At 71.1% G+C, this 26716-nt stretch carries 24 protein-coding genes; 10 read left to right on the top strand and 14 right to left on the bottom strand.

The genetic code is table 11. From position 1 onward, the window contains the following. Positions 1 to 13: 13 nt before the first annotated feature. On the bottom strand, positions 14 to 766 hold the full coding sequence (locus tag AAHG09_RS05590) for an SDR family oxidoreductase (protein ID WP_342105917.1): 753 nt from the start codon (positions 764 to 766) through the stop codon (positions 14 to 16). A gap of 207 nt (positions 767 to 973) precedes the next feature. On the opposite strand from AAHG09_RS05590, the gene AAHG09_RS05585 reads away from it, so the two are divergent. The 5 genes from AAHG09_RS05585 to mutS all read left to right on the top strand — a co-directional run bounded on the left by AAHG09_RS05585 (position 974) and on the right by mutS (position 7188). Further along, a complete protein-coding gene (locus AAHG09_RS05585) occupies positions 974 to 2707 on the top strand; it encodes a patatin-like phospholipase family protein (protein WP_342105916.1) in 1734 nt (577 codons plus the stop codon). A 101-nt stretch (positions 2708 to 2808) separates the two neighbouring features. Beyond that, positions 2809 to 2985, top strand: coding sequence for a hypothetical protein (locus AAHG09_RS05580; protein ID WP_342105915.1), 177 nt, complete (start codon positions 2809 to 2811; stop codon positions 2983 to 2985). 34 nt (positions 2986 to 3019) lie between these two features. Further along, entirely contained in the window at positions 3020 to 3877 is an 858-nt protein-coding gene (locus tag AAHG09_RS05575) for an alpha/beta fold hydrolase (protein WP_342105914.1), read from the top strand. 220 nt (positions 3878 to 4097) lie between these two features. Next, positions 4098 to 4391, top strand: a complete 294-nt coding sequence (locus AAHG09_RS05570; protein WP_342105913.1) for a hypothetical protein — start codon at positions 4098 to 4100, stop codon at positions 4389 to 4391. An 85-nt stretch (positions 4392 to 4476) separates the two neighbouring features. Next, the gene (mutS, locus tag AAHG09_RS05565; RefSeq protein WP_342105912.1) at positions 4477 to 7188 is read left to right on the top strand and encodes a DNA mismatch repair protein MutS; all 2712 of its coding nucleotides are present in this window, start codon (positions 4477 to 4479) and stop codon (positions 7186 to 7188) included. Between the two features lie 239 nt (positions 7189 to 7427). On the opposite strand, the gene AAHG09_RS05560 is transcribed toward mutS, so the two are convergent. Further along, a complete protein-coding gene (locus tag AAHG09_RS05560) occupies positions 7428 to 7859 on the bottom strand; it encodes a response regulator (protein WP_342105911.1) in 432 nt (143 codons plus the stop codon). Positions 7860 to 7927: 68 nt separating this feature from the next. After that, a complete protein-coding gene (locus tag AAHG09_RS05555) occupies positions 7928 to 9004 on the bottom strand; it encodes a histidine kinase dimerization/phosphoacceptor domain -containing protein (protein WP_342105910.1) in 1077 nt (358 codons plus the stop codon). A 198-nt stretch (positions 9005 to 9202) separates the two neighbouring features. Between AAHG09_RS05555 and AAHG09_RS05550 the strand changes: the two genes are divergently transcribed. The 3 genes from AAHG09_RS05550 to AAHG09_RS05540 all read left to right on the top strand — a co-directional run bounded on the left by AAHG09_RS05550 (position 9203) and on the right by AAHG09_RS05540 (position 12312). Continuing rightward, positions 9203 to 10603, top strand: a complete 1401-nt coding sequence (locus AAHG09_RS05550; protein ID WP_342105909.1) for an AmpG family muropeptide MFS transporter — start codon at positions 9203 to 9205, stop codon at positions 10601 to 10603. 25 nt (positions 10604 to 10628) lie between these two features. Further along, positions 10629 to 11570: an EcsC family protein gene (locus AAHG09_RS05545; protein WP_342105908.1), complete on the top strand. Its 942-nt coding sequence runs from the start codon at positions 10629 to 10631 to the stop codon at positions 11568 to 11570. Positions 11571 to 11652: 82 nt separating this feature from the next. Continuing rightward, a complete protein-coding gene (locus tag AAHG09_RS05540) occupies positions 11653 to 12312 on the top strand; it encodes an MgtC/SapB family protein (protein WP_342106218.1) in 660 nt (219 codons plus the stop codon). A gap of 13 nt (positions 12313 to 12325) precedes the next feature. Here AAHG09_RS05540 and ilvA read toward each other — a convergent pair whose 3' ends face one another. From ilvA to AAHG09_RS05520, 4 genes are all read right to left on the bottom strand, one after another. Continuing rightward, positions 12326 to 13879, bottom strand: coding sequence for a threonine ammonia-lyase, biosynthetic (gene ilvA / locus AAHG09_RS05535; RefSeq protein WP_342105906.1), 1554 nt, complete (start codon positions 13877 to 13879; stop codon positions 12326 to 12328). A gap of 63 nt (positions 13880 to 13942) precedes the next feature. Continuing rightward, on the bottom strand, positions 13943 to 14290 hold the full coding sequence (locus tag AAHG09_RS05530) for a diacylglycerol kinase (protein WP_243916940.1): 348 nt from the start codon (positions 14288 to 14290) through the stop codon (positions 13943 to 13945). After that, entirely contained in the window at positions 14290 to 15342 is a 1053-nt protein-coding gene (locus AAHG09_RS05525; RefSeq protein ID WP_342105905.1) for an AbrB family transcriptional regulator, read from the bottom strand. Before AAHG09_RS05525 ends, AAHG09_RS05530 begins: the two co-directional genes overlap by 1 nt. A gap of 147 nt (positions 15343 to 15489) precedes the next feature. Beyond that, a complete protein-coding gene (locus tag AAHG09_RS05520) occupies positions 15490 to 16425 on the bottom strand; it encodes a LysR substrate-binding domain-containing protein (protein ID WP_342105904.1) in 936 nt (311 codons plus the stop codon). Positions 16426 to 16561: 136 nt separating this feature from the next. Between AAHG09_RS05520 and AAHG09_RS05515 the strand changes: the two genes are divergently transcribed. Then, positions 16562 to 18151 carry a catalase gene (locus AAHG09_RS05515; protein WP_342105903.1) on the top strand — a complete coding sequence of 530 codons (1590 nt, stop codon included), beginning with the start codon at positions 16562 to 16564 and terminating at the stop codon, positions 18149 to 18151. A gap of 115 nt (positions 18152 to 18266) precedes the next feature. Here the strand turns inward: AAHG09_RS05515 and AAHG09_RS05510 are convergent, their stop codons facing one another. Continuing rightward, entirely contained in the window at positions 18267 to 18779 is a 513-nt protein-coding gene (locus AAHG09_RS05510; protein ID WP_342105901.1) for a BA14K family protein, read from the bottom strand. Between the two features lie 366 nt (positions 18780 to 19145). Between AAHG09_RS05510 and AAHG09_RS05505 the strand changes: the two genes are divergently transcribed. Further along, positions 19146 to 19622: a cupin domain-containing protein gene (locus tag AAHG09_RS05505; RefSeq protein WP_342105900.1), complete on the top strand. Its 477-nt coding sequence runs from the start codon at positions 19146 to 19148 to the stop codon at positions 19620 to 19622. Here AAHG09_RS05505 and AAHG09_RS05500 read toward each other — a convergent pair. From AAHG09_RS05500 to miaB, 6 genes are all read right to left on the bottom strand, one after another. Further along, positions 19574 to 20818 (bottom strand): MFS transporter, encoded by a 1245-nt coding sequence (locus AAHG09_RS05500; protein ID WP_342105899.1) that lies wholly within the window; start codon positions 20816 to 20818, stop codon positions 19574 to 19576. The two genes, AAHG09_RS05505 and AAHG09_RS05500, sit on opposite strands and share 49 nt — an antisense overlap. Next, entirely contained in the window at positions 20815 to 22434 is a 1620-nt protein-coding gene (gene lnt / locus AAHG09_RS05495; protein ID WP_342106216.1) for an apolipoprotein N-acyltransferase, read from the bottom strand. The genes AAHG09_RS05500 and lnt overlap by 4 nt, the downstream gene beginning before the upstream one ends. Before the next feature lie 64 nt (positions 22435 to 22498). Further along, positions 22499 to 23635: a hemolysin family protein gene (locus tag AAHG09_RS05490; protein WP_342105898.1), complete on the bottom strand. Its 1137-nt coding sequence runs from the start codon at positions 23633 to 23635 to the stop codon at positions 22499 to 22501. A 36-nt stretch (positions 23636 to 23671) separates the two neighbouring features. Beyond that, entirely contained in the window at positions 23672 to 24151 is a 480-nt protein-coding gene (ybeY, locus tag AAHG09_RS05485; RefSeq protein WP_342105897.1) for an rRNA maturation RNase YbeY, read from the bottom strand. Positions 24152 to 24153: 2 nt separating this feature from the next. After that, positions 24154 to 25257, bottom strand: coding sequence for a PhoH family protein (locus AAHG09_RS05480; RefSeq protein ID WP_412759990.1), 1104 nt, complete (start codon positions 25255 to 25257; stop codon positions 24154 to 24156). Positions 25258 to 25279: 22 nt separating this feature from the next. Then, the gene (gene miaB / locus AAHG09_RS05475) at positions 25280 to 26617 is read right to left on the bottom strand and encodes a tRNA (N6-isopentenyl adenosine(37)-C2)-methylthiotransferase MiaB (protein ID WP_342105896.1); all 1338 of its coding nucleotides are present in this window, start codon (positions 26615 to 26617) and stop codon (positions 25280 to 25282) included. Between the last annotated feature and the right edge of the window lie 99 nt (positions 26618 to 26716).

The raw sequence follows: 26716 nt of genomic DNA, 5'->3' as shown, positions 1-26716 counted from the left end.
ACCGCGTCGACATCTAGCCGCGGCCGACGAACGGCATCTTGGTGGCCATGATCGTCATGAACTGCACGTTGGCCTCAAGCGGCAGACTCGCCATGGAGAGCACCGCCTGGCCGACATGGGCGGGGTCCATCACCGCCTCGGCCCGCAGCGAGCCGTCCGCCTGGGGAACGCCGGCCTTCATCTTGCCGCCCATGGGGGTGTCGGCGTTGCCGATATCGATCTGCCCGCAGGCGATGTCGTAGGCGCGGCCGTCGAGCGACGTCGCCTTGGTCAGGCCGGTCACCGCGTGCTTGGTGGCCGTATAGGCGATCGAGTTCGGCCGCGGGGCGTGGGCGGAGATCGAGCCGTTGTTGACGATCCGGCCGCCGCGGGGATCCTGGTCGCGCATGATCCGGAAGGCGTGCTGCGTGCACAGGAACAGGGCGGTCAGGTTGGTGTCGACCACCTGTCGCCAAGTCTCCAGCGGCAGATCCTCCAGGGGGACCGGCGGCGCGCCGATGCCGGCATTGTTGAACAGCAGGTCGAGGCGGCCGTATTCGGCCTGCGTGCGGGCGAACAGGTTGGCGATCGAATCGGGGTCGGTGACGTCGGTGGGTACGACGAGAGACCGGTCGCCACCGATCTCGGCCGCCACCTCTTCGAGGGGCCTCGGTCGCCGGCCCGACAGCACGACGCGCCAGGCGGCCCCGGCGAGCGCCAGGGCCGCAGCCCGGCCGACTCCCGTCCCCGCCCCGGTCACGATCGCGATCCGATCCACCATCGCCATGAACTCCTCCCGGCTTTCGTTCCCATTGCCTGTACCGGAAGGCCGCGGCGCCGCGAAGGGATCGGCGTTTCAGGAGCGGCGTGCGGTCACGCGGGCGGCGAAACGGAACGGCCGCGCTATGTTGGCGCGGGGTCTGAACCACGGGGAGGCCGGGACGATGCGGTGGATGACGGAATGGTCACCGGCGATCGATGAGCCGGTGCGGGTTTGAGCGCCCCCGAGATCCCGTTCCTGGCCGGGCTCGATCCGGCGGCCGAGGCGGCGGTGCGCGCCCGCATGGAGCCGGTCACCGTACCGGCGGGGAAGATCCTGTTCGAGCAGGGCGCCACGGGGGACGCGCTCTACACGATCGTCTCCGGCGTCGTCGGCGTCTCGGCCCGCGACCACATGGGCATGCCGACCCGGATCGCGCGCCTGCGTCCGCCGGAGATCTTTGGGGAGATGGCCCTCCTCTCCGACGCCCCCCGGGCGGCGACCGTGATCGCCCTGCGGGATGCCCATCTGCTGACGCTCACCCGCGAGGCCTTCGAGGCGGTGATCGCCGAGTATCCGCAGACGCTCCTGTACTTCGCACGCATGCTCGCCGACCGCCTGCGCCACATCTACGACGGCTACTCGGTGCACCACGCCCCGCGGATCTTCACGATCCTGGCGGTCACGGACGGGCCCGATCCGGCGCATCTCGCCCATCGGCTCGCGGCGGCCTTCGACGCTCATCTGCCCGGCGAGACCGGCTGCCTGACCGATTGGCCGGACGGGGCCGACGAGGCGTGGTTCCAGGCCTTCGAGGCGCGGCACGCGCGCACGATCTTCGCCGCCCGGCAGATCGATTGCCCCTGGTGCCGGCAGAGCCAGCGCCGGGGCGACCACGTGCTCGTGCTCGCCGAGCCCGGCGCCCCGCCGCGGCCCGGAGCGGCGGAGTATCTAAAGCGGGTGCGCTCCGATTGGATCCGGATGGACGTCGTGGTGCGCCAGGATCCCGACGCGCGGCGTCCGAAGCCGCTGCATCCGGCGGTCGCCGCGCTGCCCGCTTCCCTCCGGATCCAGCTCCGCGACAACCACGAGGCGGATCTGCATCGCCTCGCCCGGCTCGCCAGCGGCGCCGCGCGGGGCCTCGTGCTCGGCGGCGGCGGGGCGCGGGGGCTGGCTCATCTCGGGGTCCTCAAGGCCCTCGACGAGGTCGCGTGCCCCCCCGATTTCGTCGGCGGCACCAGCATGGGGGCGATCATCGCGGCGAGCCTCGCCATGGGCTGGAGCCTCGCCAAGATCCAGGGGCAGACCGAGGCGTTCTTCGCCACCGACAACCCGATCAACGACTACACGCTGCCGCTCCACGCCCTGACCCGGGGCGCGAAGGTCGATGCCGGCCTCGCCGCGCGCTACGGCGGCGTGCGCATCGAGGATCTGTGGCTGCCGTTCTTCTGCGTCTCGTCGAACCTCACCACCGGCAACACGATGGTCCATCGCTCGGGCGATCTGGTCCAGGCCCTGCGCGCCAGCATCGCCATTCCCGGCCTGCTGCCGCCGGTGCTGTGCGACGAGGGCGTGCTGGTCGATGGCGGCATGATGAACAACCTCCCGGCCGACGTCGCCGCCGATTGGGAACGCGGACCGGTGCTCGCCGTCGACGTCGGCAGCGACCGGGCGTTCCAGGACATGCCCGCCCGCGGCTGGACGGGCCGCCTCGTGCGCAAGCTGATCGGCTCACCGCTGGCGATGCCGGGCCTCGCGCCGCTGCTGCTGCGCGCCGCCACCGTGTCGAGCGACGCGCAGAGCCTGATGGCGGCGACCCACGCCACCGCCGTGCTCAAGCCCCAGCTCTCCGGGATCGACCTGCGGGCGTGGTCGCGGTTCCGGGAGTCGGCCGACCTCGGCTACCAGGAGACGCGCGCGAGCCTGGAATCCGGTGCCCTGGCGCGGTGGTTGGACCCGGTGCGTTGAGATGTCCGCGTGCGGCAGCGCACAACGACCCCGGATCCCCCTGTAACCCCCGCCATCCGGCGACGATCTCCCGGATAAGATCGCCATCGGAGATCAGCGCCATGCCCCAACCAGCCATCACCGGAACCACCCGGAGCCCGTCCGCAACCCACTCGACCCGGGGCCTGCTGCAGGGGGCGGCCTTCGTCCTGCTCTGCCTGTGGACCCGCACCGCGCCGGATCGCCTGCGCGACCAGCTCTCGTCAGAAGCCGGCGGCTGCGCCACCCTGGGCTTCTGACGGAGCGTTTCGCCCAGGCGAAGGACCGACGGGAATGGATGTTGCGGATGTGACCTTCCGGCGCGTGCAGTTGCCGAACCTCAGCCTGCGCGTGGCCGAGGCCGGCCCGGACACGGGTGCGCCGACCATCCTGCTCCATGGCTTCCCGGAATTCTGGTACGGCTGGCGTCACCAGATCGGCCCGCTCGCCGAGGCGGGCCTGCGGGTGGTCGCGCCGGATCAGCGCGGCTACGGCCTCAGCGACAAGCCCGAGGGCGTCGACGCCTATCACCTGGACCGGCTGGCCGGCGACGTGATCGCGCTTGCCGATGCCTGCGGCTTCCCCAAGGTGCGGCTCGTCGGCCACGATTGGGGCGGCCTGGTCGCGTGGTGGGTGGCCAGCCACCATCCGGAGCGGATCGAGCGTCTGGCCATCCTGAACGCGCCGCATCCCGGTATCGTCGGCGACTACATGCGGTCGCATCCGGGCCAGATGCTGCGCAGCTACTACGTCGGCCTGTTCCAGATCCCGGGCCTGCCGGAACGTCTGCTCACCGCGAACCGATGCCGGGCGCTGCGGCGGGCGCTCACCACGACCAGCCGACCCGGCGCCTTCGCGGAAGCCGAGCTTGAGCGCTACGTCGAAGCCTGGCTCCAGCCCGGCGCGATGACCGCCATGCTGAACTGGTACCGGGCCCTGGTGCGCCTCCCCCGGGCAAACCCGCCGCGGGTCCGGGTGCCCACCCTGATCCTCTGGGGCCGGCAGGACATTGCCCTACAGGCCGGCTTGGCCGAGGCCAGCCTCACCCTCTGCGATGATGGCCGGATCCGCTGGTACGACCGCGCCAGCCACTGGCTCGCGCACGAGGAACCCGATGCCGTGAACGCGGATCTCATGGCGTTCCTCACCTGAGAAGCCCCCGTGTTCCGCGCCGTGAAATTGTATTAACGAACTGAATTCGCTTTATAGTTATCAGCAATTTTCGGACAGCGTCGTGCAGCACGCGTGGCCTGGCTCCGTAATCCACATCGGCGCCGGGATTTACTTTGGGACATGCAGCTCTGAACTGGAACCTTCCGACCCGGACGCGTTTAGGAGAGAGCTCCTGAGAGCGGATCGGAGATACGGAACAATGTCTTTTCGCACCCTGCTGACCGTGGGTTTGCTCGCAGGCGGCCTCGTGGCCGGCGCCTCGGCCGTGCAGGCCGCCCCCGCCTTGCCGCAGGCTGGACTTGCCGACGGCGGTCTGGTCGAGACGGTCGCGATGCATCGCCACCACCGCATGCATCGTCACCATTCGACCCGGCACATGCGCCGGATGCGCCGCCTCAACACGATGCGCCACGGCAACCCGAACGCCCGCAACCCGTCGCGGCCCGGCTACCAGCAGCAGCTCGGCAACACCACGGGCGGCCCGCGCTACTGAGCACTGTCCACCGCCGCCGCGGCTTCTCCCCAGCCGCGGTGGCGCACGGCCCTGATTCGCGGACCGCGCTCTGCTAAGAGGCGCCATGGCCCGAACCGCCGTCCGCCCCGCCGACCCGCCACCGCCGAACCTCGATCCCGTCGGCGCCACGCCGATGATGGCGCAGTACATCGAGATCAAGGCTGCCAATCCGGACTGCCTGCTCTTCTACCGGATGGGCGACTTCTACGAGCTGTTCTTCGAGGATGCTGAGATCGCCTCCCGGGCGCTCGGCATCGTCCTGACCAAGCGCGGCAAGCACGCGGGGAGCGAGATCCCGATGTGCGGCGTGCCGGTCGAGCGCTCCGACGACTACCTCAACCGCCTGATCGCCCTCGGCCACCGGGTCGCGGTATGCGAGCAGACCGAGGATCCCGCCGAGGCCAAGAAGCGCGGCCCGAAATCGGTGGTCCGCCGGGAGGTGGTGCGCCTCGTCACCCCCGGCACGATCACCGAGGACCGGCTCCTCGATCCGGCCCGGGCCAACCTCCTGCTGGCAATCGGCCGCCGGAAGACGGGGGAGGGCGCGGTCGCCTACGGGCTGGCGGCGGTGGATATCTCGACCGGGCGGTTCTCGCTCAGCGAGGCCGCGGGCGGGGATCTCGCCGGCGCCATCGCCCGCCACGACCCGCGGGAGATCGTCGTGTCCGAGGCGATCCACGCCGATCCGGCCCTGACGCGGATCTGGCAGGAGAGCCGGGCGGCCATCGTGCCCCTGGCGCAGGCGGAGCTGGAGCCCGCCGCCGCCGAGCGGCGCATCCGCGAGCAGTACGGCGTCTCGACCCTCGAAGGCTTCGGCCAGTTCACCCGGGCCGAGATCGCGGCAGCCGGGGCGGCGCTCCTCTACATCGCCCGGACCCAGCTCGCAGCCCGGCCGACGCTCGCGGTCCCGACCCGGGAGGATGCGGGCGCGACGCTGGCCATCGACGCGGCCACCCGGGCCAATCTCGAACTCACCCGCACCCTGTCGGGGGAGCGCGGCGGAAGTCTGCTCGCCACGATCGACCGTACTGTGACGGCCAACGGCGCGCGGCTCCTCGCCGAGCACCTCGCGGGCCCGCTCACCAACCTCGACGCCATCGCCCGGCGGCACGCCGCAGTGGCGCACCTTGCCGAGAACGGACCGCTCCGCGCCGGCCTGCGCGATGCGCTCGCCCGGGCCCCTGACCTCGCCCGGGCCCTGTCGCGCACCGGCCTCGGCCGCGCCGGGCCGCGGGACCTCGCCGCCATCCGGGAGGGTCTGGCGGTGGCCGCCGATCTCGGCGGGCGCCTGTCCGACATGCCCGATCTGCCGGAGGATCTGGCCCGCTTAGCCGGGCACTTGGCAGCGGCCGACGCCGAGTTGATCGCGACGCTGGCGGCGGCGCTCGCCGACGAGCTTCCCCTGAGCCGGCGCGACGGCGGCTTCGTGCGCGCGGGCTACCATCCGGAGATCGACGAGGCCCGCACGCTCGGCCAGGATTCCCGCAAGGTGATCGCCGCCCTGCAGGCCCGCTACGCCGAGCAGACCGGGTGCCGGACCCTGCGCATCAAGCATAACAACCTGCTCGGCTATTTCATCGAGGTGCCGCAATCCGTAGGCGAGGCCTGCCTCAAGGGGCTGCAGAGCGAGTTCGTCCACCGCCAGACCATGGTGGATGCCATGCGCTTCACCAGCGTCGAGCTGGGCGGACTCGAATCCAAGATCTCGGGGGCGGCCGACCGGGCGCTCGCCCTCGAAGCGGCCGTGTTCGACGACCTTGCGGCCCGCGTGCTCGCACAGGCCGACAGCATCGCGGAAGTCGCGGAGGCGCTGGCCGGTCTCGACGTGGCGGCGAGCCATGCCGAACTCGCCGTCGAGCTCGACTGGCGCCGGCCCGTGGTCGACGATTCGCTGAGCTTCGTCGTGGTGGGCGGGCGCCATCCGGTGGTCGAGGCGGCGCTCCGCCGGGCGGGCGAGCCGTTCATCGCAAACGATTGCGACCTGTCCGGCGACACGCGAGGCCGGATCCGGCTGATCACCGGCCCCAACATGGGCGGCAAGTCGACCTTCCTGCGCCAGAACGCGCTGATCGCGGTGCTCGCACAGATCGGCGCCTTCGTGCCGGCCGCGGAGGCCCGGATCGGGCGGGTCGACCGGCTGTTCTCCCGCGTCGGCGCCGCCGACGACCTCGCCCGGGGGCAATCGACCTTCATGGTCGAGATGGTCGAGACCGCCGCGATCCTCAACCAGGCGACCCGGCGCTCGCTCGTCATCCTCGACGAGATCGGCCGGGGCACCGCGACCTTCGACGGGCTGTCGATCGCCTGGGCCTGCCTGGAGCACCTCCACGAGGTGAATGCCTGCCGGGCTCTGTTCGCCACGCACTTCCACGAGCTGACCGCCTTGGGCGACCGGCTCGCGCGCCTTGAGAACGCGACCCTCAAGGTCGCCGAGCACCGCGACGGCGTCGTGTTCCTGCACGAGGTGGTCCCCGGAATAGCCGAGCGCAGCTACGGGCTGCAGGTCGCGCGGCTCGCCGGTCTACCCGCCAGCGTCGTGGCCCGGGCCGGGGCGATCCTCAAGAGCCTGGAGAAGGCGGAGCGCGGCCGCCCGGCCCGGGCCCGGATCGACGACCTCCCGCTCTTCGCCGCCCTGGCCCCACCCCCGCCGCCGGAGCCGCCGCCCGAGGATCCGCTCGGCGCCCTGCTCGACGCGATCGATCCGGACGCGCTGACGCCCCGGGAGGCGCTGGACGCGCTCTACCGCTTGAAGCGCGAGCGGGCGGGGCGGGGTTAGGTTTGTTTGTCGAGGAAGGCTCCGACAGCGCCGCGTCTCTCCCTCCCCCCTCTGCGGGGGAGGGTGGCCCGCGAAGCGGGTCGGGAGAGGGGAGCAACAGTGCAAAATTTGGCGCTGCGCCGCGTGAAGGCAGCGCGCCGTTCTGACACCGCGTTCCCCTCTCCCGACCCCTGCTTCGCAGAGGCCACCCTGCCCCACAGAGGGGGGAGGGAGATGCGCGGAGACGGTCGGTCAAAACCTCACACCGGCGCCGGCAAAAATCCATCCGGCCAGGCCTCGGCGCCACGGCCGGCCCGGCGGTCGGCCACGTAGTCGAGGGTGCTGGCCACCACACGCTCGGAATAGGGCTTCGCGATCACCCCGATGGCGCCCGCGAAATCCCGCGGGATGCGCTTGGCGTTGGCGGTCATGAACACCACGGTGGTGCGCCGGTCCTCCGACAGCGCCCGGGCGACCTCGATGCCGGTCGGGCCATCCACGAGGTGAATGTCCACGAAGGCGACATCGGGCGCCGTGGACAGGCCGAGCGCGATCGCCTCGGCCGAGCTGCCGGCGATACCCACCGTGACGTGCCCCAGGTCATCCAGCAGGCACTCGAGCTCAAGGGCGATAAGCGCCTCGTCCTCGACCACGAGGATGCGCAGAGCAGCGTCCGCGTTCCCGGTCCCCATGCGCTCTCCGTATCCCGGCGTCGCCGACGCTCACGTGGCCGGGAGCGTGAAGAATTCGCGCCGAAGACTCAAGATGCGGATTGCAGCGGGATATCGATCTCGACGGTCGTGCCCGGCCCGGCATCCCGCCAGACGATGGTCCCGCGCATCTGCCGCACCACCATCTCGACGAGATTGCGCCCGAAGCCCGCCGGGTTGGGGGGCGCCGCGCCGAGGCCAATGCCGTCGTCCCGGATCGTCAGGTGCATGCCGTGCTCGGTCCGCTTGGCCGCGATCGAGACGCGGCCCTCCCGGGCATCCGGGAAGGCGTGGCGCAGGGCGTTGGCGGTGAGTTCGTGGATCAGCAGGGCCAGGGGCGCCGCCATCGCGGCCGCCACCGCGATCGGCTCCACGTCGGCCTCGACTCTGTGCCGCTCCGGGTCGAGGCCGGCATTCATGTCGGCCAGGAACTCGGACGCGAAGTCGCCGAGGTTGAAATGCGCGCAGTCGCCCTCCGAGTAGAGCAGCCGGTGCGCCGTCGACAGCGCCCCGATCCGTTCCGCCATGCCCTGAAGCGCGTCGCGGGCCTCGCCCTCCGGCGTGCGGCGGGCCTTCAATAGCATCAGCGAGGAGATCACCTGCAGGTTATTCTTCACCCGGTGATCGACCTCGTGCAGCAGCGCGGTCTTCTGCTCCAGCGCGGCGCTCAGGGCGTGCGTGCGGGCGTCCACGAGGCGCTCCAACTCATCGTTGGTGCCGCGCATCGTGACTTCGCGCTGGTGGGTATGGGTCATGTCGGCTTGCGCGGCGTAATAGAAAGCGACACCCTGCGCGTCGCTCACCGGCGTGATCGTCATGGCGTTCCAGAAGGGGGTGCCGTCCTTCCGGTAGTTCAACAGTTCGACGGAGATCGGCTCGGCCGCCGCGACGGCGGCGCGGATCCGCGCGACGGTGTCGTGATCGGTGGCTGGTCCCTGAAGCATGCGGCAATTGCGCCCGACGATCTCCGCAGCGGCGTAGCCGGTGGCCTGCAGGAAGGCGTCGTTGACCCAGGCGACCGGATTGTCGGGTGCCCGCGCGTCTGTGATCACCATGGGCGACGGGCTGCGCGCGAAGGCATCGACCAGCGTCGCGGGGGGCGGAGCGGACTCCGATCGGACACTCACCGCTTCATTCCACACTCTGCAACGCGACCCGTCCGCCCCAATCCTCCAGCCCTCGATCCACCGGGCATGGACGTTCCGTTAAGCAAGCTTCGATCAGGATCGCGCTTAACGGCATCACAATCCAGCGAGCCTTACCGCGGCGCACAGTTGCCACGATTTCGCGGGATCAAGGCCAGGAAAGCTCAGGAGTTCCATGCCATGGGCAACCAGCCACAGGCTTTGCGTCGCTTCCGCCTCCGCGACATCGTGGAGGATCGCCGCATCGCGCTGATGCTCGCCCTCGGATTCTCGTCCGGCCTGCCGCTCCTTCTGGTGCTCGGGACCTTCACGCTCCGCCTCGCCTTCTCGGATATCGACGTGCGCGCCATCGGGCTGTTCAGCTACGTGGCGCTGCCCTACTCGCTGAAGTTCCTCTGGGCGCCGGCGATCGATCGCCTTAACGTCCCGGTCCTGGGCGCGCGGCTCGGGCGTCGCCGGGCCTGGATGGTGACCACGCAGGCCGCCGTCGCCCTGTGCCTCGTCCTGATGGCGGTCTCCGATCCGAAAACCAACCTCGCGCTGCTCGGGCTCGGCGCCTTCCTGGTGGCGTTCTGCGCGGCAAGCCAGGACGTCGTGATCGACGGCTGGCGCATCGATGCCGCCGGCAGCGATTTCCAGGGCATTCTGGCGGCGACCTCGAACCTCGGCTACCGCCTCGGCCTGATCACCGCGGGCGCCGGCGCGCTGTTCATCGCGGCGTCCGGCGGCTGGATGCTCGCCTACCTGATCATGGCCGCGCTGATGCTGGTCGGCATGGTGGCGGCCCTGCTGGCGCCCGCCTTCGACAGACCCCGGGCGGCCCCGACCGAGACGGCCGGCCGATCGCGGCTCTGGTCGATGCGCCGCGCCGTGCTGGAGCCCCTGACCGAGCTGCACGGGCGGTTCGGGACCGCCCTCTGGGGCATCCTGCTGCTCGTCGCCCTCTACCGGCTGCCCGACTTCCTGTCCGGCGTGATGGCGAGCCCGCTCTACCGGACGCTGGGCTTCGACCTGAAGGAGATCGCCACCGTCACCAAGCTCTACGGCATCTGGGTCGGAATCGCGGGCGGGTTCGCGGGGGGCTGGGCGCTCGCGCGGCTCGGGCTGTTCCCGACGCTTCTGTTGGGTGCCTTCCTGGCGGCCGCCTCGCACCTCGCCTTCGCGTGGCTGTCGGCCGGCGCCCCCGAGATCTGGCGCCTGACGGTCGCCATCTCGATCGAGAACTTCTGCGGCTCCTTCGCGGGCATCGTGCTGATCGCCTACATGTCGAGCCTCACCAGCCCGGCCCATGCGGCGACGCAATACGCCCTGTTCTCCTCGCTCTACGCGCTGCCGGGCAAGCTGATCGCGGGCGCCTCGGGCTTCATCGTGGCGGCGATCGGCTACCCGGCCTTCTTCGTGCTGACATCGCTGGTCGGCATTCCGGTTCTGGCGCTCTGCCTCGCAGTGGGCCGTCGCAGCGGCCGATCGGGCACGGAGGCGACGCCGACCGGTGCATCCGCTCGGGGCCTGAGCGCGGAGGGGAACCGTGCGACGGGCGCGGAACTTCCTTCCACGGCGCGCGCCCCGGGGGCCGCGTGACCGGAACAGATCCGGGGATCCTTGGATGACCACGACCGACATCACCCGCGCCGACACGACCCTTCCGACGGTGGCCGAAGAGACGGCCCTGAGCGACACGGACCTCGCCGCGCTGCGCCGGGCCGTGCAGGTGCTGGAGCGGCCGAGCCTCGCCGCCCGCCTCTCGGCGGCCGCGGGGGCGCCGCTCGACATCATCGGCCGCTCGCTGCCGGCGCCCGTGACGGAGGTGGTGAGCCGCAGCACCGAGGCGGCCATGCGCGGCGCGCTCCGGGTCGCCCTGGCGACGCTGCCCCGCACCGAGGTCGTCTCGGCGACGGCGGGCGAAGCCGTGGGCACGGCGACCGCCAAGGCGGAGAGCCGTCTCACGCGGCTCCTCGGCTCGGGGGACGCCAAGCACAAGGCCTACGCGGCGCTGTCCGGCGCCCTCGGCGGCGCGTTCGGCCTGTCGACCCTGGCGGTCGAACTGCCGGTCTCGACGACGCTGATGCTGCGCTCGATCGCCGAGATCGCCCGCGAGGAGGGCGAGGATCTGGAGACGCCCGAGGGCGCGCTCGCCTGCGTGCAGGTCTTCGCCCTCGGCGGCCGGGCGGTGGCCACCACGGAAGCCGGCTCGGCGCTGACCGAGAGCGGCTATTTCGCGGTCCGCGCCGCCTTGGCCAAGACCCTGGCGGAGGCCGCCCGCTACGCCGGCAGCAAGACCCTCCTCGATCAATCGGCCCCGGCGCTGATCCGGTTCACCGCGCAGATCGCGGCGCGGTTCGGCCTCGTCGTGTCGCAGAAGGTCGCCGCGCAGGCGGTGCCGATCCTCGGGGCGTTCGGGGGCGCGGCCGTCAACACCGCCTTCATGAACCACTTCCAAGCGACGGCGCGGGCCCACTTCACGGTTCGGCGCCTGGAACGGAGATATGGCGCGGCCGCCGTGCGCGCGGCCTACGAGATCGAGAAGGTCGCCCTCGGAATTGGTTGATAAGCCGGCTCATGATCGTCCAGGATCGGCGGCGTCCGCGTCGTGCGGATGCGTGGAGACGATCGTGATCGGCAACGGCGAGATGGTGGCGCGGCTGGCGCTGGCGGCCCTGTTCGGCAGCGTGATCGGTCTGGAGCGGGAGCGCCTGCTCTGGGCGGCGGGCCTGCGGACCCACATGCTGGTCTGCGTCGGCTCCTGCCTGATCATGCTGGTCTCGGCCTTCGGCTTCGGCGACGTGCTGGGCACCGAGCACGTCGTGCTCGACCCGTCCCGTATCGCCGCCCAGGTGGTGTCGGGCATCGGCTTCTTGGGCGCGGGCACGATCCTGCTGCGCGGGGAGGTGGTGAAGGGCCTCACCACGGCGGCGAGCCTGTGGGGCGTAGCGGCGATCGGCCTCGCGATCGGCAGCGGCCTCTACGTGCCGGCGCTCGCCACGACGGCGCTGATCGTGGGCATCCTGGCCGGGGTGAAGCCGTTCGAGGAGCGCTGGCGCGACCGCATGCGGGCCCAGACGCTGCGGCTGACCGTACGCAAGGATGCGCTGTCGATCGAAACGATCCAGACGGCCAGCGGCGCGCGCGCCTCCCGGGTGCGGACCTTCACGGTCCGCCCCAGCGCGAACCCCGACTACGACGACGTCACCGTCACCTTCGTGCGCCTGTCGCGGACGAGCGTCGCGGAGATCGCCGAGAAGCTCCGGGCCATGCCGGAGGTCACGGCGGTGGAGGAAGGCACGGAATGAGACCGAATTGGGCTCACGCCGCCGAGACGCTTTCGCCGTCGAGAAACAGCCGATAGGCCGGGTTCTCGGTCTCGTCGGTGGCCGGGTAGCCCAGCGCCTCGATCACCGCGTCGAACCGCGCCCGCTCGGCCGGTGGGACCGCGATGCCGGCGAGCACGCGGCCGTAATCGGCGCCGTGATTGCGGTAGTGGAACAGCGTGATGTCGAAATCCGTGCCGAGCGCGTCGAGGAACTTCATCAGCGCGCCGGGCCGCTCCGGGAACTGAAAGCGGAACAGACGCTCGTGCGCGACGCCGACCGCCCGGCCGCCCACCATATAGCGGACATGGACCTTGGCCATCTCGTTGTCGCTCATGTCGAGGACCCGATATCCGATCTCGCGCAGGGCTTCGATCAGCGCCTGCTTCTCGCGCTTCCCCCCCGTCAGGTTGATGCCGACGAAGATCTGCGCCGCGTTGCCCGGGGCGTGGCGGTAGTTGAACTCCGTGATGGCGCGCGGCCCCAGGGCGTTGATGAAGGCCCGATAGGCCCCGGGCCGCTCCGGGATCGACACGCCGATCAGGATCTCCCGCTGCTCGCCGATCTCGGCCCGCTCGGCGATGTGGCGCAGGCGGTCGAAGTTGAGATTGGCCCCCGACGAGATGGCGATCAGCGTGCCGGTGCCGCCCTCGCGCTCGGCGTAGAGCTTGGCGCCGGCGAGGCTCAGCGCGCCGGAGGGCTCCGACACGGCCCGGGTGTCGTCGAAGATGTCCTTGACGGCGGCGCACATCGCGTCGGTATCGACGGTGATGACCTCGTCGAGGTGCTCGCGGCAGAGCCGGAAGGTCTCCTCGCCGGCCTGCCGCACCGCCACGCCGTCGGCGAACAGGCCGACCGAGGGCAGGCTGACCCGGGTGTCGGCGGCGAGCGCCGCGGCCATGCAGGCGGCGTCCTCGGGCTCGACGCCGATCACCTTCGTGCCGGGCCGCAGGTACTTCACGAAGGTGGCGATGCCGGCCGCCAAGCCGCCCCCGCCCACCGGGACGAAGATCGCCTCGATCGGTCCGGTATGCTGCTCCAGGATCTCCTTTCCGATCGTGCCCTGGCCGGCGATCACGTCGGGATCGTCGAACGGGTGCAGGAAGGTAAGGCCCTGCTCGGCCTCCAGGATCTTGGCCTGCGCCAGCGCATCATCGAAGGCGTCGCCGTGCAGCACGACCTCGGCGCCGCGGGCCCGGCAGGCATCGACCTTGATGGAGGGGGTGGTCCGCGGCATCACGATCACGGCCCGCGCCCCGAGCTTGGCGGCGGCGAGCGCGACGCCCTGGGCATGGTTGCCCGCCGAGGCGCAGACCACGCCGCGGGCGATCTGGTCCGGGCTCAGACCCGACATTTTGTTGTAGGCGCCGCGCAGCTTGAACGAGAAGACCGGCTGCAGATCCTCGCGCTTCAGCAGCACCGGGCGGCCGAGCCGCTGGGTCAGGCGCGGCATCCGATCGAGCGGGCTCTCGATCGCCACGTCGTAGACGCGGGCGGTGAGGATCTTGCGGATGTAGTCCGTCACGGGTTGGGATCTCAGGCGGTGCATTGTGTACGCCCGGCAGATAGCCCTTCGCGGCCACGGAAGCGAGCGCCCGGAGGGCAGGGCAGATCACCCCAGCCGCTCGACCAAAGCCGCCACCCACACCAGCAGCGCCGCCACCTGCGCCATGAAGGTTCCCGCCGAGGCGAGATCCTTGACCCGGCCGATCATCGGGTGGTGGCTCGGATGAACGTGGTCGCAAAGCTTCTCGACGGCGGTGTTGAGGAACTCGGCGGCCAGCATCAGCAGCAGGCTCACCATCAGCGCGACGCGCACCCACAGGGTCGCGCCGAGCAGCAGCGCGACCGGCACGCCGACCGCCAGCAGGACCAGTTCCTGTCGGACCGCCCGCTCGGTGCGCGCGCCATGGCGCAGGCCGCGCCAGGAATTGAGGAAGGCGAGGACCAGGGCGTTCATCAGGCCGCCCCCTCGGGCACGGACCGGCTGATCCACTTGGCCAGCAGCGGGCCGGTGAGCAGCACCACGAACAGGCGCAGGGTCTGCACCGCCAGCACGAAGGACACGTCGGCCTTCGAGCCGACCGCGATGATGGCCACGGAATCGAGCCCGCCCGGACTCGTGGCGAGAACGGCGGTGAGCAGGTCGATCGGCAGCAGCAATGTCAGGCCCCAGCCCCAGGCGGCGCAGAGGGCGATGACCGAGAAGGTCGCCACCAGGATGCCGGGAAGCGCCGTCACGGTCAGGCGCAGCGTCTCGCGGGTGAAGCGCAGGCCGACATACATCCCGATGCAGGCATAGGCGAGTTCGAGGAGCGGCACCGGCAGGGCCATTCGGACCACGCCGGTGGCATGCAGGAGGCTTCCCAGCACCATCGGACCAATCTGCGCGCCCGCCGGCACCCGCAGGGCGAGGGCCGCACTGGCGCCGATCACCGCCACCGCAAGCGTCGCCATCAGGGAGAGCGGCTCGACCGCCTCGGCGCTTCCGGATCCCACGGCCGCCGGGTTCGCCATGAGGAACCGGGCGGCGAGCGACGCCGAGAACACGACCGCGGCGACCCGCACGTACTGCATGAAGGCCACGAGCCGTGGATCCGCGCCGAAATCCTCGGCCATCGCCACCATGGCGGAGGCGCCCCCCGGCGAGGACCCCCAGGCGGCGGTGGTCCCGGGCAGCACCCGCAGGCGGGTGAGGACCCAGCCGACGACGCCGCTGACCGCGACCGTCACCAGCACCACGGCGACGATGAGCGGGCCATCCTCAAGCAGGGTCTGGGCGATCTGCCCGGTCACGGCGTGGGCCACGAGGCAGCCGATGAGCGCCTGGGAGGCCTGAAAGGCCGATCGCGGCACGTGGAGCCGCGACCCGCCGACGCCGAACGCGATCGCCCCGATCATCGGCCCGAGCAGCAGCGCCGCCGGGAACTGCGCGCGCATCAGGCCGTACGAGATGGCCGCGGACGCGGCGACGAGGGCGACCCAGAGGCCGAGGGTGCGGAGGGAGGGCAAGGCGGTCGGAAGGGGCGGGGTCCGGACGAGCGGCCGGGCGTCCACCGCGCGCTACACCGCAATATTGGTCCTGTCACGGCAAAGATTCGACACGGCGGACCCGCGTGGATGTCAGGGCTGGTCGGGTCCCCGGCGGCGTCATGCAGATCAGGCGCTGGGGGAGACGTCGCGACAGGCCGCGGTCCCCGGCGGCGCATGCGCCCGGAAGAAGGCGGCGAGGCTCGACAGGCCGGCCGCGCGGGGATCGCTGGTGCGCCAGGCCAACGCGATGGTGCGGCCCGGGCCGTCGACGTCGAAGGCGCGCGTGACCGTCAAACCGCTCGGGTCGGGGCCGGCCGGCACCGCGAGGGCGGGGAGCAGCGTGTAGCCGGCCCCGGCCGCCACCATGGAGCGCAGGGTCTCCAGGCTCGTGGCGTGGCGGCCGACCGAGGAGCCGGCCCCGCAGGCCGCGATCGTCTGATCACGCAGGCAGTTGCCCTCGTCGAGGAGCAGGAGGTCCGGCCCGGCGATCTCCGCGGCCGAGAGGGCGCCGCCGCGGGCGAGGGCATGCTCGGCCGGGCAGGCGAGCCAGAACGGCTCGATGAACAGGGGCGACGCGGTCAGCCCCAGTTGGGGCACCGGCAGGGAGACGAGCGCCGCGTCGATCCGCCCGTCGCGCAGGCCCTCCACGATGTCGGCGGTCCTCGACTCCTGCAGCGAAAGCGTCAGCAGCGGATATTCCTCGCGCAGGGGCCGCAACACCTGCGGGAAGAAGTAAGGGCCGAGCGTCTGGATCGCCGCCAGGATCAGGCGCCCGGTCAGCGGCGAGCCGCGCCCCTCGCTGGCCAGCGTCAGCAGGCGCTGCGCCTCCACCAGGATCACCCGGGCCTGCCGGATGATTACCTGGCCCGCCTCGGTCAGCAGGACGCGGCGGTTCGAGCGCTCGAACAAGACGAGGCCCAGTGTGGTTTCCAACTTGCGGACCTGCACGCTGAGCGTCGGCTGGCTGATGTTGCACCGCTCGGCGGCCCGCCCGAAATGACCCTCGTCGGCGACGGCGACGACATATTCGAGATCGCGCAGGGAGAGACCCGAAAGGTTCATAGGCAGCATCTATCACGATGTTTGTGACGATGCATTTGCTTCGGGGTCATGCCGGGGTCATAACCTTTCACCAGAACGGTTCCAGGTTGGCCCCCGTGTCCGACATGAGCCTTCGCAGAACAGAGAGACGGAACGCATGAGCGATCAACGCCCGATCCTGACCACCCGCCAGGGCCATCCGGTCCGCGACAACCAGAGCACCCGCACGGTCGGTGAGCGCGGCCCCGCGACGCTCGAGAACTATCAGTTCATCGAGAAGATCACGCATTTCGATCGCGAGCGGATCCCGGAGCGCGTCGTCCACGCCCGCGGCGCCGGCGCCCACGGCTACTTTGAGGCATACGGCAAGATCGGCAACGAGCCGGCTTCCAAGTATACCCGCGCCCGCGTGCTGAACGAGACCGGCGTCAAGACGCCGATGTTCGTGCGCTTCTCGACCGTCGCCGGCGCCAAGGAGAGCCCCGAGACCGAGCGCGACCCGCGCGGCTTCGCGGTCAAGTTCAAGACCGTCGACGGCAACTGGGACCTCGTGGGCAACAACCTCAAGGTCTTCTTCATCCGCGACGCGATCAAGTTCCCCGACATGATCCACGCGTTCAAGCCGGACCCGGTGACGAACCGCCAGGAGGCGTGGCGCTTCTTCGACTTCGTGGCCCAGCACCCCGAGTCAATCCACATGGTGACCCACCTGAAGTCGCCCTGGGGCATCCCGGCCAATTACCGGGAGATGGAGGGCTCGGGCGTCAACACCTACAAGCTGGTGAACGACCAGGGCGAGGCGGTGCTCTGCAAGTTCCACTGGATCCCCAAGCAGGGCGTCCGCAACCTGACCTCGGGCCAGGCCTCCGAGATCCAGGCTAAGGATGTCGGCCACGCGACCCGCGACCTGTACGACAACATCAAGGCCGGCAATTTCCCCGAGTGGGAGTTCGCCGTGCAGATCATGCCGGACGGCCCGAACGACCACCTGTCGTTCGATCCGCTGGACGACACGAAGCTGTGGCCGGTGGACCAGTTCCCGCTGCTGCCCTGCGGCCGGATGGTGCTCGACCGGGTGCCGGACAACTTCTTCGCTGAGGTCGAGCAGTCGGCCTTCGGCACCGGCGTGCTGGTCGATGGCATCGACTTCTCGGACGACAAGATGCTCCAGGGCCGGACGCTGTCCTACTCGGACACGCAGCGCTACCGCGTCGGCGCCAACTACCTCCAGCTGCCGATCAACGCGCCGCAGCCCGGCGTGAAGGTCTACTCGAACCAGCGGGATGGCCAGATGACCTACGGGGTCGACGGCACCGGTCCGAACAAGCACATCAACTACGAGCCCTCGACGCTCGCCGAAGGCCTGCGCGAGGCCCCGAAGCCCGCGAAGGACTACCACCAGCCGGTGCAGGGCAACCTCGGCCGCTACCAGACCTCGCGGACCGAGGACGACTACACCCAGGCCGGCGTGCGCTACCGCTCCTTCGCGGATTGGGAGCGTGACGACCTGATCGCCAACCTCGTGGGCGACATGAAGCAGTGCCCAGAGCCGATCCAGCTGCGGATGGTCTGGCACTTCTGGCACGCCGACGAGGATTACGGCCGCCGCGTCGCCGAGGGTGCGGGCATCGATCTGGAGAAGGCCAAGGCCCTGCCGCCGCTGCCGGGCCGCGCCGCCCCGGGCAAGCGCCTGCAGGCCGAGACCTACACGGACGGCTCGCAGGCCCACCGGGTCGCCGCGGAATAAGCCCTCTCAAGATCGGACGACGAAAGGCCCCGCGCGCTCCAGCACGCGGGGCCTTTTTTCTTCGACGAGTCGGCGAAGGGCCGTCGGGCGAAGGCAATCCCTCGGGCTCAGCCCCTCAAGGACAGTGTCGCCGCACGTAGCCCTTGCCGATGTAGGTCTGGGTCCGCGGGTCGTAGGTCCTGAACCGCCGGGCGCAGGCCGCGATGGCGGCCGAATCGTCGATCACCACCTCCGTCTCGACGGGAACCTCCGCCGGCGCCACGTAAACCGGCGGCGTGAACACGTAAGCGTCGTCAAACCAGGGATCGCCATAGGCCCCGAACAACCCGCCGAGACCGAGGCCCAGCCCGAAACCACCCAAGCCGTAGCCCCCATAGCGACGGTGCCAGTGATGATGATGGGCGAAGGGAGGCCAGCCGACGAAGCCGGGGCGGGCGAAGCCCCCGCCGGGTGCGACGCCGGGCCGGACCGGTCCGAGCGGTCGCCCCCAGGCCCCGACCCGCGGCCCGACCGCACCCGCGCGGAAACCGCCGCCGAACCCGCGCGCCTCCGCCCCCGTCGCACTCAGAGCGAGCGCCATCAGCGTCGCGGTGATGAGATGACGTCCCGATCGATCGATGCGTGCCATGCTGATATCCGACGCGGATGCCGCCCACTGGCCGGCCCTTGCTAGTAGGCTCAGCCATAACGTGCGTGGGACGCGCACTCAGTCAAGACCGCTCCGATGCAAGCTTCTCGCAGTTATGCAGCCACAGACCGCCAGACCGCGAACGAACACCTCGGGTATAGATTGGCTTTTGCCAGCGATATGCTCAGTATCCGTTTATTCAATAGGCGCACTGAAGCGGGGAACGCCCATCTCTAATCGCCTTTCGGCGGAAGATCTCGGACCGAGATTTTTGCAAAGCAAGTCCATGGAGCCTTGTGGCGGCCAGCCCATGCTCGCATGATGCGGGTGTCGGCAGGCCTGAGTCGCGAGCACGGGAAGGACGCAATGGCAACTCTTGTCCGTCACGACGCAAAACCCGACGTGGTGTTCGGCGGGGTCAGCGTCACCTACCTCGCGCGCAGCGATGCGACGGCGGACGTCCTCGGGATCTATCGGCTCGCGTTGGACCCCCGCACGCCGGGCGCTGGGCTGCACCGGCATGCCCGGCTGACCGAAACCTTCGCGGTGGAGGCGGGCACCCTCGCCCTGCACCTCGACGGGACGGATCTCGAACTCGGGCCCGGTGATTTCGCATTGGTCCGGCCGGGCACGCCGCACGCCTTTGCCAACCGCAGCGACCGGCCGGTCCGGCTGACCTTGAGCTTCACGCCGGCCCTCGCCCGCGAGGGCTTCTTCGAGGGCTTGGCGGTTCTCGCCGCCAGGGGGCGCCTCTCGGACGCCGAGGCGATGGAAGACCTGATGCTGCGCTACGATCAGGAACCGCTGGCCGGGTTGGACGGCTGGAGCGCGCTCAAGGGTTGAGCGGCCGGGCCGCGCGGCGCCGGTTCCGCCGCGCTGACCTTCCGGTCGCGGCCAGCCGCGAGGCCGATCAGGATCGCCGCGGCGGCGATGCCCGCGAACAGGGTGCCGGGAATGCCCCACCCTCCGGTCGCCTCATGGGCGAGCCCGAAGACCAGCGGGCCGAGGCACGCGCCCGCATAGCCGATGCCCTGCGCCATGGCGGACAGGCCGGCGGCGCTCGCCGCATCCGCCGCGCGGAGCACGATCAGAGTCAGCCCGAGGCCGAAGCAGCCGCCGATCCCGAAGCCCAGCGCGCAGGCAGACGGGATCCGCCAAGCGTCCGGCCCGAAGGCGAGGATCAGGAAGGCGGCGGCGGTCAGGCCCGGGATCGCAACGATCCAGGCGCGCTGGTCGCGGGCGCGGGCGGCCAGCGTGGCGGTGATCAGGGCGCCGGGCGCCTGGACCAGCGTGGTCAGCGAGGCGAACAGGCCGGCATCCAGCGGCGACAGGCCGCGCCCCTGCAGCAACAGCGGCAGCCAGCCGAACAGGATGTAGGCGAGCGAGGATTGCAGGCCCATGAAGCCCGTCACCCACCACGCCAGGGGGTTGCGCAGCAGCCGCCCGGCCGAGGGGGCCGACCGCGCACTCGGCCGGCGGGCGAACGGGATCCAGAACAGGCCGGCGACCAGCGCCGGAAGCGCCCAGATCGCCAGGGCGGAGGGCCAGCCGCCCCCGAGGGCGTGCTCGACCGGCACCGCCGCGCCGGCCCCCGCGGCCGCGCCGAGGCAGAGCGTCATGGTGTAGAGCCCGGTCATCAGGCCGCCGCTGCCGGCGTATTCACGCTTGACCAGGGCGGGCAGCAGGACGTTGTCGAGGCCGATGCCGATGGCGGCGAGCGCCGTCCCGGCAAACAGCGGCACCAAGCCCCCGAGGCCGCGCAAAGCCAGCCCGGCCGCCAGGATGGTGGTGCCCGCGAGTACGGCGAGATCGGCCCCGATTCGCCGGATCAGCGGTGCCGCCAGGGCGCAGGCGATGCCGAGGCAGAGGACCGGCAGCGTCGTGAGGATCGCGGCGCCGCCCGCGCCGAGGCCGGTCTCGTCCCGGATGGTCGCCAGCAACGGCCCGACGGTGCTGAGCGCCGGCCGCAGGTTGAACGCTACCAGCATCAGCGCGAGGGCGAGGAGGATCCGGCGCGATCCCGCCGGTTCCGCGCTCATCGCCGCCGACCCGCGGTCGCGGCGCCGACGAGGCAGGCTGCCAGCATCACCGCAAAGGCCGCGTCGCCGAACCGGCCGTACAGGGTGCCGCCGACGATGCGCGCCGGCAGGTCGGCATCGAGCCACGTCTCCTGATCGATCGGCGTCTGCGCGACGATGCGGCCGTGCGGGTCGATCACCGCGGAGATCCCGGTGTTGGCGTCACGCACCAGGGGCAGCCCTTCCTCGACGGCGCGCAGGCGCGCCTGGGCGAGGTGCTGGCGCGGGCCCGGCGTGTCGCCGAACCACGCGTCGTTGGTGACGTTCAGGATCAGCCCCGGCGGGCGGGACGCGGGCGCGGCATGCTCCGCCGGCAGGATCGCGCCCGGGAAGATCGCCTCGTAGCAGATCGTCGCCGCCACCGGCGGCAGGCCCGGCACCGCCAGGATCCTCTGCGCGGCGAGCGCCCCCGCCGAGAAGCCGCCGGGCACCGCCACGAACTGGCGCAGGCCGAGCGCCCGCAGGGCGGCGTCGAGGGGTCCGGGCAGGTACTCGCCGAACGGGACGAGGTGGACCTTGTCGTAGCTGTCGGAGATCACGCCGTCCGGCCCGATCACCAGGATGGCGTTGAAGTAGCGCAGGCGCTCGCCGGGCAGCGGCTCCTCGGCCCGGGCCGCGCCGGTGACGAGGTGCTGTCCGGGCTTGAGGCCGGCCGCCACCTTGGCCAGGGCCTCGGGATCGCGCTGGATCAGGAACGGGAAGGCCGATTCCGGCCAGACGATATGAGTCGGCTCAGGGTCGCCGGCCTCGACCGGGCGCTGGCTCAGCTCGATGTAGCGGTCGACGATGTCGGCGCGGTTCTCGGGCCTAAATTTGGCGTCCTGCGGCAGGTTCGGCTGGACGAGGCGCAGGCGCACGCCCGCCACCACCGGGTCGGGCGGCCCCAGGCGCTCGGCGCCGAACAGGGCCATGCCGGCGAGGACGATGGCGGCGGCCGCGCTCGGCCCGAACCGGCTGCGCGGATGGGAGCCGGTGGCGAGCGTCGCGGGGGCGGCGCAGATCAGGATCGCCAGAACGGTCAGGCCGTAGAGGCCGATCTCGGCGGCCCATTGCATCAGCCACAGGTTCTGGGCGAGCGCCATGCCGAGGGTGTTCCACGGAAAGCCCGTGAACAGGTGGCCGCGCAGCCACTCCGCGGCCCCGACCCCGAAGGCCAGGGCGGCGATCCGCGCCGGTCCGCGGCGCCACAACAGCCCGGCGGTCCCGAACCCCGCCCCGTAGAACAGGCCGAGCCCGAAGGGCAGGCCGATGACCCCGAGGGGCAGCGCCCAGAGGAACTCGTCGGCCTCCACCAGGAAGGCCTGACCCAGCCACCACAGGCCGGCCGTGAGATAGCCGAAGCCCCAGGCCCAGCCGATCAGGAAGCTCGGCCAGAGCCGCCGCAGGGCAGGGCGGTCGGCGGTCGCGCCGTCCATGAGCCAGACCGCGACGGTGAGGGAGACGATCAGCGCCGGCAGGACGCCGAAGGGCGGCATCGCCAGCGCGCCCAGCGCCCCCGCGAGCGACGCCAGACCAAGGCGGCGCCACCCGGTCAGGCCCGCGATGGCCCGCACGAAACCCGGTACCCGGCCGCGCATCGGCGCACCCGGCGCCGCAGACGCCCGGGCGTAACCCTCGGCGGTGCCCGTCACGCCTGGACCGTCACGGGTAGGGGGTCTCGGCAGCCGGTGGGTTGGGATTCGCGGGCGGGGGCAGGGCGAGCGGCACGACGTTGCCGATCCGCGCCGCGCCCTTGTGGAAGCGCAGCCGCTTCAGACGGCGGGGATCGGCATCGAGCACTTCGAACTCGAGGTCGCCGGGGCCGGCGATCAGCTCGCCCCGCGAGGGGACCCGACCCGCGAGCGTCACGATCATGCCGCCCAGCGTGTCGATCTCCTCGGCCATCTCGCCGACCGCCGCCGCCAGATCGACCCCGGTCGCCTCCGATACCTCGGCCAACGGCGTGCGCGCGTCGGCCACGAAGACGTCGCCCTCGCCGTCGACCCGCTGAACGTAGCTGGCCTCCGCGACGTCGTGCTCGTCCTCGATGTCGCCGACCACGACCTCGATCAGGTCCTCGATGGAGATCAGCCCGTCGGTGCCGCCATACTCGTCGATCACCAGCGCCATGTGGGTGCGGGTCGCCTGCATCCGCACCAGCAGATCGATCGCCGGCATGGAGGGCGGCACGAACAGGACCGGGCGCTGGATGCGGGTCGCCGCGAGCGTCGTGGTCAGGTCGACCTTGCCGAGGTCGAGGCTGCGCGGGAGCCGCGGCGCCGGACGGCGGACACGCGGTGCGGCCACCGGATCGGCCTCACCGTCGACCGCCGGCTCAGCCGGCTTGGCCGCCGGGACGCTGCGCCGGGTCGGCTCGGCCTTGGCGGCGATGTGGTCCACGAGGTCGCGGATGTGGACCATGCCGCGGGGATCGTCGAGGGTCTCGCCATAGACCGGCAGGCGGGAATGGCCGGCGGTGCGGAACAGCTTGAGCAGGTCGCCGAGGCTCGTCTCGTTGGAGACGGCGACGATGTCGGCCCGGGGGATCATCACGTCGTCGACCCGCACCTTGTGCAGGCCCAGCACGTTCTTGAGCATCACGCGCTCGAGCGGAGACAATCCGCTCTCGCCGGCATCCGGCTCGGCCAGCGCCTCCTCAAGCCCCTCGCGCAGGGAATCGCGCGGCTTGAGATGCAGCGCCTGGAGCAGGCGGTCGTACCAGGGCTCCCGGTTCTGGGACTCGCCCTCGGTGGAACTGGGCGCGGCCAGGGCCGCGCCGCGACTTCGATCGTTGCTCATGTCTCTCGTGTCTGGGGTCGGTCGGGCGTCGCGCGCTCAGGCATAGGGATCCGGGATGCCGAGGGTCGCGAGGGCTGCGACTTCCAAGGCTTCCATGGCATCGGCCTCGGCCTCGCCGAGCTCGTGGTCCTGACCGAGACAATGCAGGGTGCCATGGACGAGGAGGTGGGCGAGGTGATTCTGGAGCGGCTTCGACTGCTCGGCACTCTCGCGCACCAGGGTCTCGTACGCAAGGACCACGTCGCCCAGCGGCGTCGCGACTTGCGCATGCCGCGGCTGCGGTGCGGCCGGGAACGACAGGACGTTGGTGGGCTTGTCCTTGCCGCGCCACGTCCGGTTCAGATCCTGGACAGCGGCATCGTCAGTCAGCAGGACGCTGACCTCGACCGGGCCGTCCGGCTTCCCGGGGGCGATGGCGAGGCCCGCCTCGACGGCGCGGGTGACGAGGGCTTCGAGGCCGGGGATCGCGGCCTCCCAGCGCTCATCCTCGACGGCGAGATCGATGTCGTGCGGCATGCTCACGCCAGCGGCCGGCGCCGGGGGTTTGGGTTGCGGTCGGCCTCATCCTCGCCGTGGGCCGCGCGCTCGTAGGCGGTAACGATCCGGCGCACGAGATCGTGGCGGACGACGTCGACGTCCTTGAACCGCACGCGGCCGATTCCCTCGACCCCATCCAGCACGCGCACGGCCTCCACGAGGCCGGACTTCTGGCCCGGCGGCAGGTCGATCTGACTTGGATCGCCCGTGATGATCATGCGCGAGCCCTCGCCCAGACGGGTGAGGAACATCTTCATCTGCATGGAGGTCGTGTTCTGCGCCTCGTCGAGCAGCACAACCGCGTTGGTCAGCGTCCGCCCGCGCATGAAAGCCAGCGGCGCGATCTCGATCTGGCCAGTCTGCAACCCGCGGTCGACGTGGCGCGCCTCCATGAAGTCGTAGAGGGCGTCGTAGATCGGGCGCAGATAGGGATCGACCTTCTCGCGCATGTCGCCCGGCAGGAAGCCCAGGCGCTCGCCAGCCTCCACGGCGGGCCGCGACAGGATCAGCTTCTCGGCATGGCCCTGCTCCAGCAGCGAGACCGCGTGGCCGACCGCCAGCCAGGTCTTGCCGGTGCCGGCCGGCCCCTCGGCGAAGACCAGCTCGTTGGTGCGCAGGAGCTTGATGTACTCGTCCTGCGCCGGGTTGCGCGCCCGCACGGCCCCGCGCTTGCGGGTGGCGATCTGCTCGAAATGCGGCTTGTCGGCCTCGGCCGCGATCGTCTCGGCCGGGAACAGGCTCGCCTGCGCGGTGGCCTCGCGAATCGCGCCGTCCACGTCGCCGAGCGTCAGCGTGCTGCCGCCGGTGCGCACCCGGGCGTAGAGCTTCTGGAACACGCGCCGGGCCTTCTCGGCCGCGTCGGGCGGTCCCTTGATGACGAGATGGTTGCCGAGGGCCGTCGCGGTGACCTCCAGGCGGCGCTCGATATGGGCGACGTTCTGGTCGTACTGTCCGAAGACGAGGCTGGCGAGGCGGTTGTCGTCGAAGGTCAGCGGCACCTCGACCGCCTCGTCCTGCCCGGCCGGGCGAACCGGGCCGCGCCCCTTCAGGGCGCCGCGCGCCCCAGCCCCGTCCGACGCGCTCAAGCCGCCATCCTCGTCATACTCCTCACGCCGCCGCGGCCTCCGCGACAAGCTCACCGAACAGGCTGTTGGCGCCGGCTTCGGTGATCCGCACCGGAACCACCGATCCGATATGGTGCGGCCCGGCATCGAACTGGACGGCGAGGAGGTGCGGCGTCTTGCCCGCGACCTGACCGGGATGCCGGCCGGGCTTCTCCACCAGCACGTCGAAGACCCGGCCCTCGGCCGCCCGCTGATAGGCGTGGCGCTGGCTGTCGAGCAGGGCCTGCAGCTCCGCGAGCCGCGCCGCCATCACGGATTCCGGCACCTGATCGCCCCGGTCGGCCGCCGGCGTGCCGGGGCGGGGGCTGTACTTGAACGAGAAGGCGCTCTCGAAGCCGACATCGCGCACGAGCCGCAGGGTCTCGGCGAAGTCGGCGTCGGTCTCCCCGGGGAAGCCGACGATGAAGTCGGACGACAGGGCGATGTCGGGCCGGGCCGCCCGGACGCGATCGATCAGGCGGCGGTACTGGTCGCCCGTGTGCTTGCGGTTCATCGCCGCGAGGATCCGGTCCGACCCCGCCTGCACCGGCAGGTGCAAGTAGGGCATCAGGGCCGGCACCTCGGCATGGGCCCGGATCAGGTCGTCGTCGAAATCGTTCGGGTGGCTCGTGGTGTAGCGGATCCGCGCGATGCCCGGGATCTTCGCAACCGCCCGCACCAGCTCGGCGAGCCCGACCGGCGCGCCGTCCGCCCCCGCGCCGTGATAGGCGTTGACGTTCTGGCCGATCAGCGTGACCTCACGGACCCCGCCCTCCGCCAGCTTCCCGGCCTCGGCCAGAACCGCCGCCACGGGCCGCGAGACCTCGGCGCCGCGGGTGTACGGCACCACGCAGAACGCGCAGAACTTGTCGCAGCCCTCCTGCACGGTGAGGAAGGCGGAAGCACCCAGCGTCCGCCGCCGGGGCAGGTGATCGAACTTGTCCTCGACCGGGAAGTCCGTATCGACCACCCGCCGTTCGCGGGAGCGGGCGAGCAGGTCGGGCAGGCGGTGGTAGCTTTGCGGGCCGACCACCACGTCGACGGCCGGCTGGCGGGCCTGGATCTCGGCGCCCTCGGCCTGGGCGACGCAGCCCGCCACGACGATGCGCGTGTCGAGCCCCTGCGCCTTGCGCTCACCCTTGAGCACGCGCAGGCGGCCGAGCTCCGAATAGACCTTCTCGGCGGCCTTCTCGCGGATGTGGCAGGTGTTGAGGACGACGACATCCGCATCCTCGACCGAATCGGTCGGCGCGTAGCCCTCGGCACCCAGGACGTCGGCCATGCGGGCCGCGTCGTAGGCGTTCATCTGGCACCCGTAGGATTTGACGTAGGCCTTCTTCAACGCGCCCGTCCCGAACCGTCCGCTGGATCCTTGCGCCGGCCCCGCGGGGCCCGGCCTGCGGCCTGTAGCACGGATCGCGCGGGCCGTCGCGGCGCCTGA

It is taken from the genome of Methylobacterium guangdongense (genome assembly GCF_038442355.1).
GTDB classification, from domain to species: Bacteria; Pseudomonadota; Alphaproteobacteria; order Rhizobiales; family Beijerinckiaceae; genus Methylobacterium; species Methylobacterium guangdongense.
The sequence above is the reverse complement of the archived record's forward strand: the minus strand, read 5'-3'. Positions and strand labels throughout refer to the sequence as shown.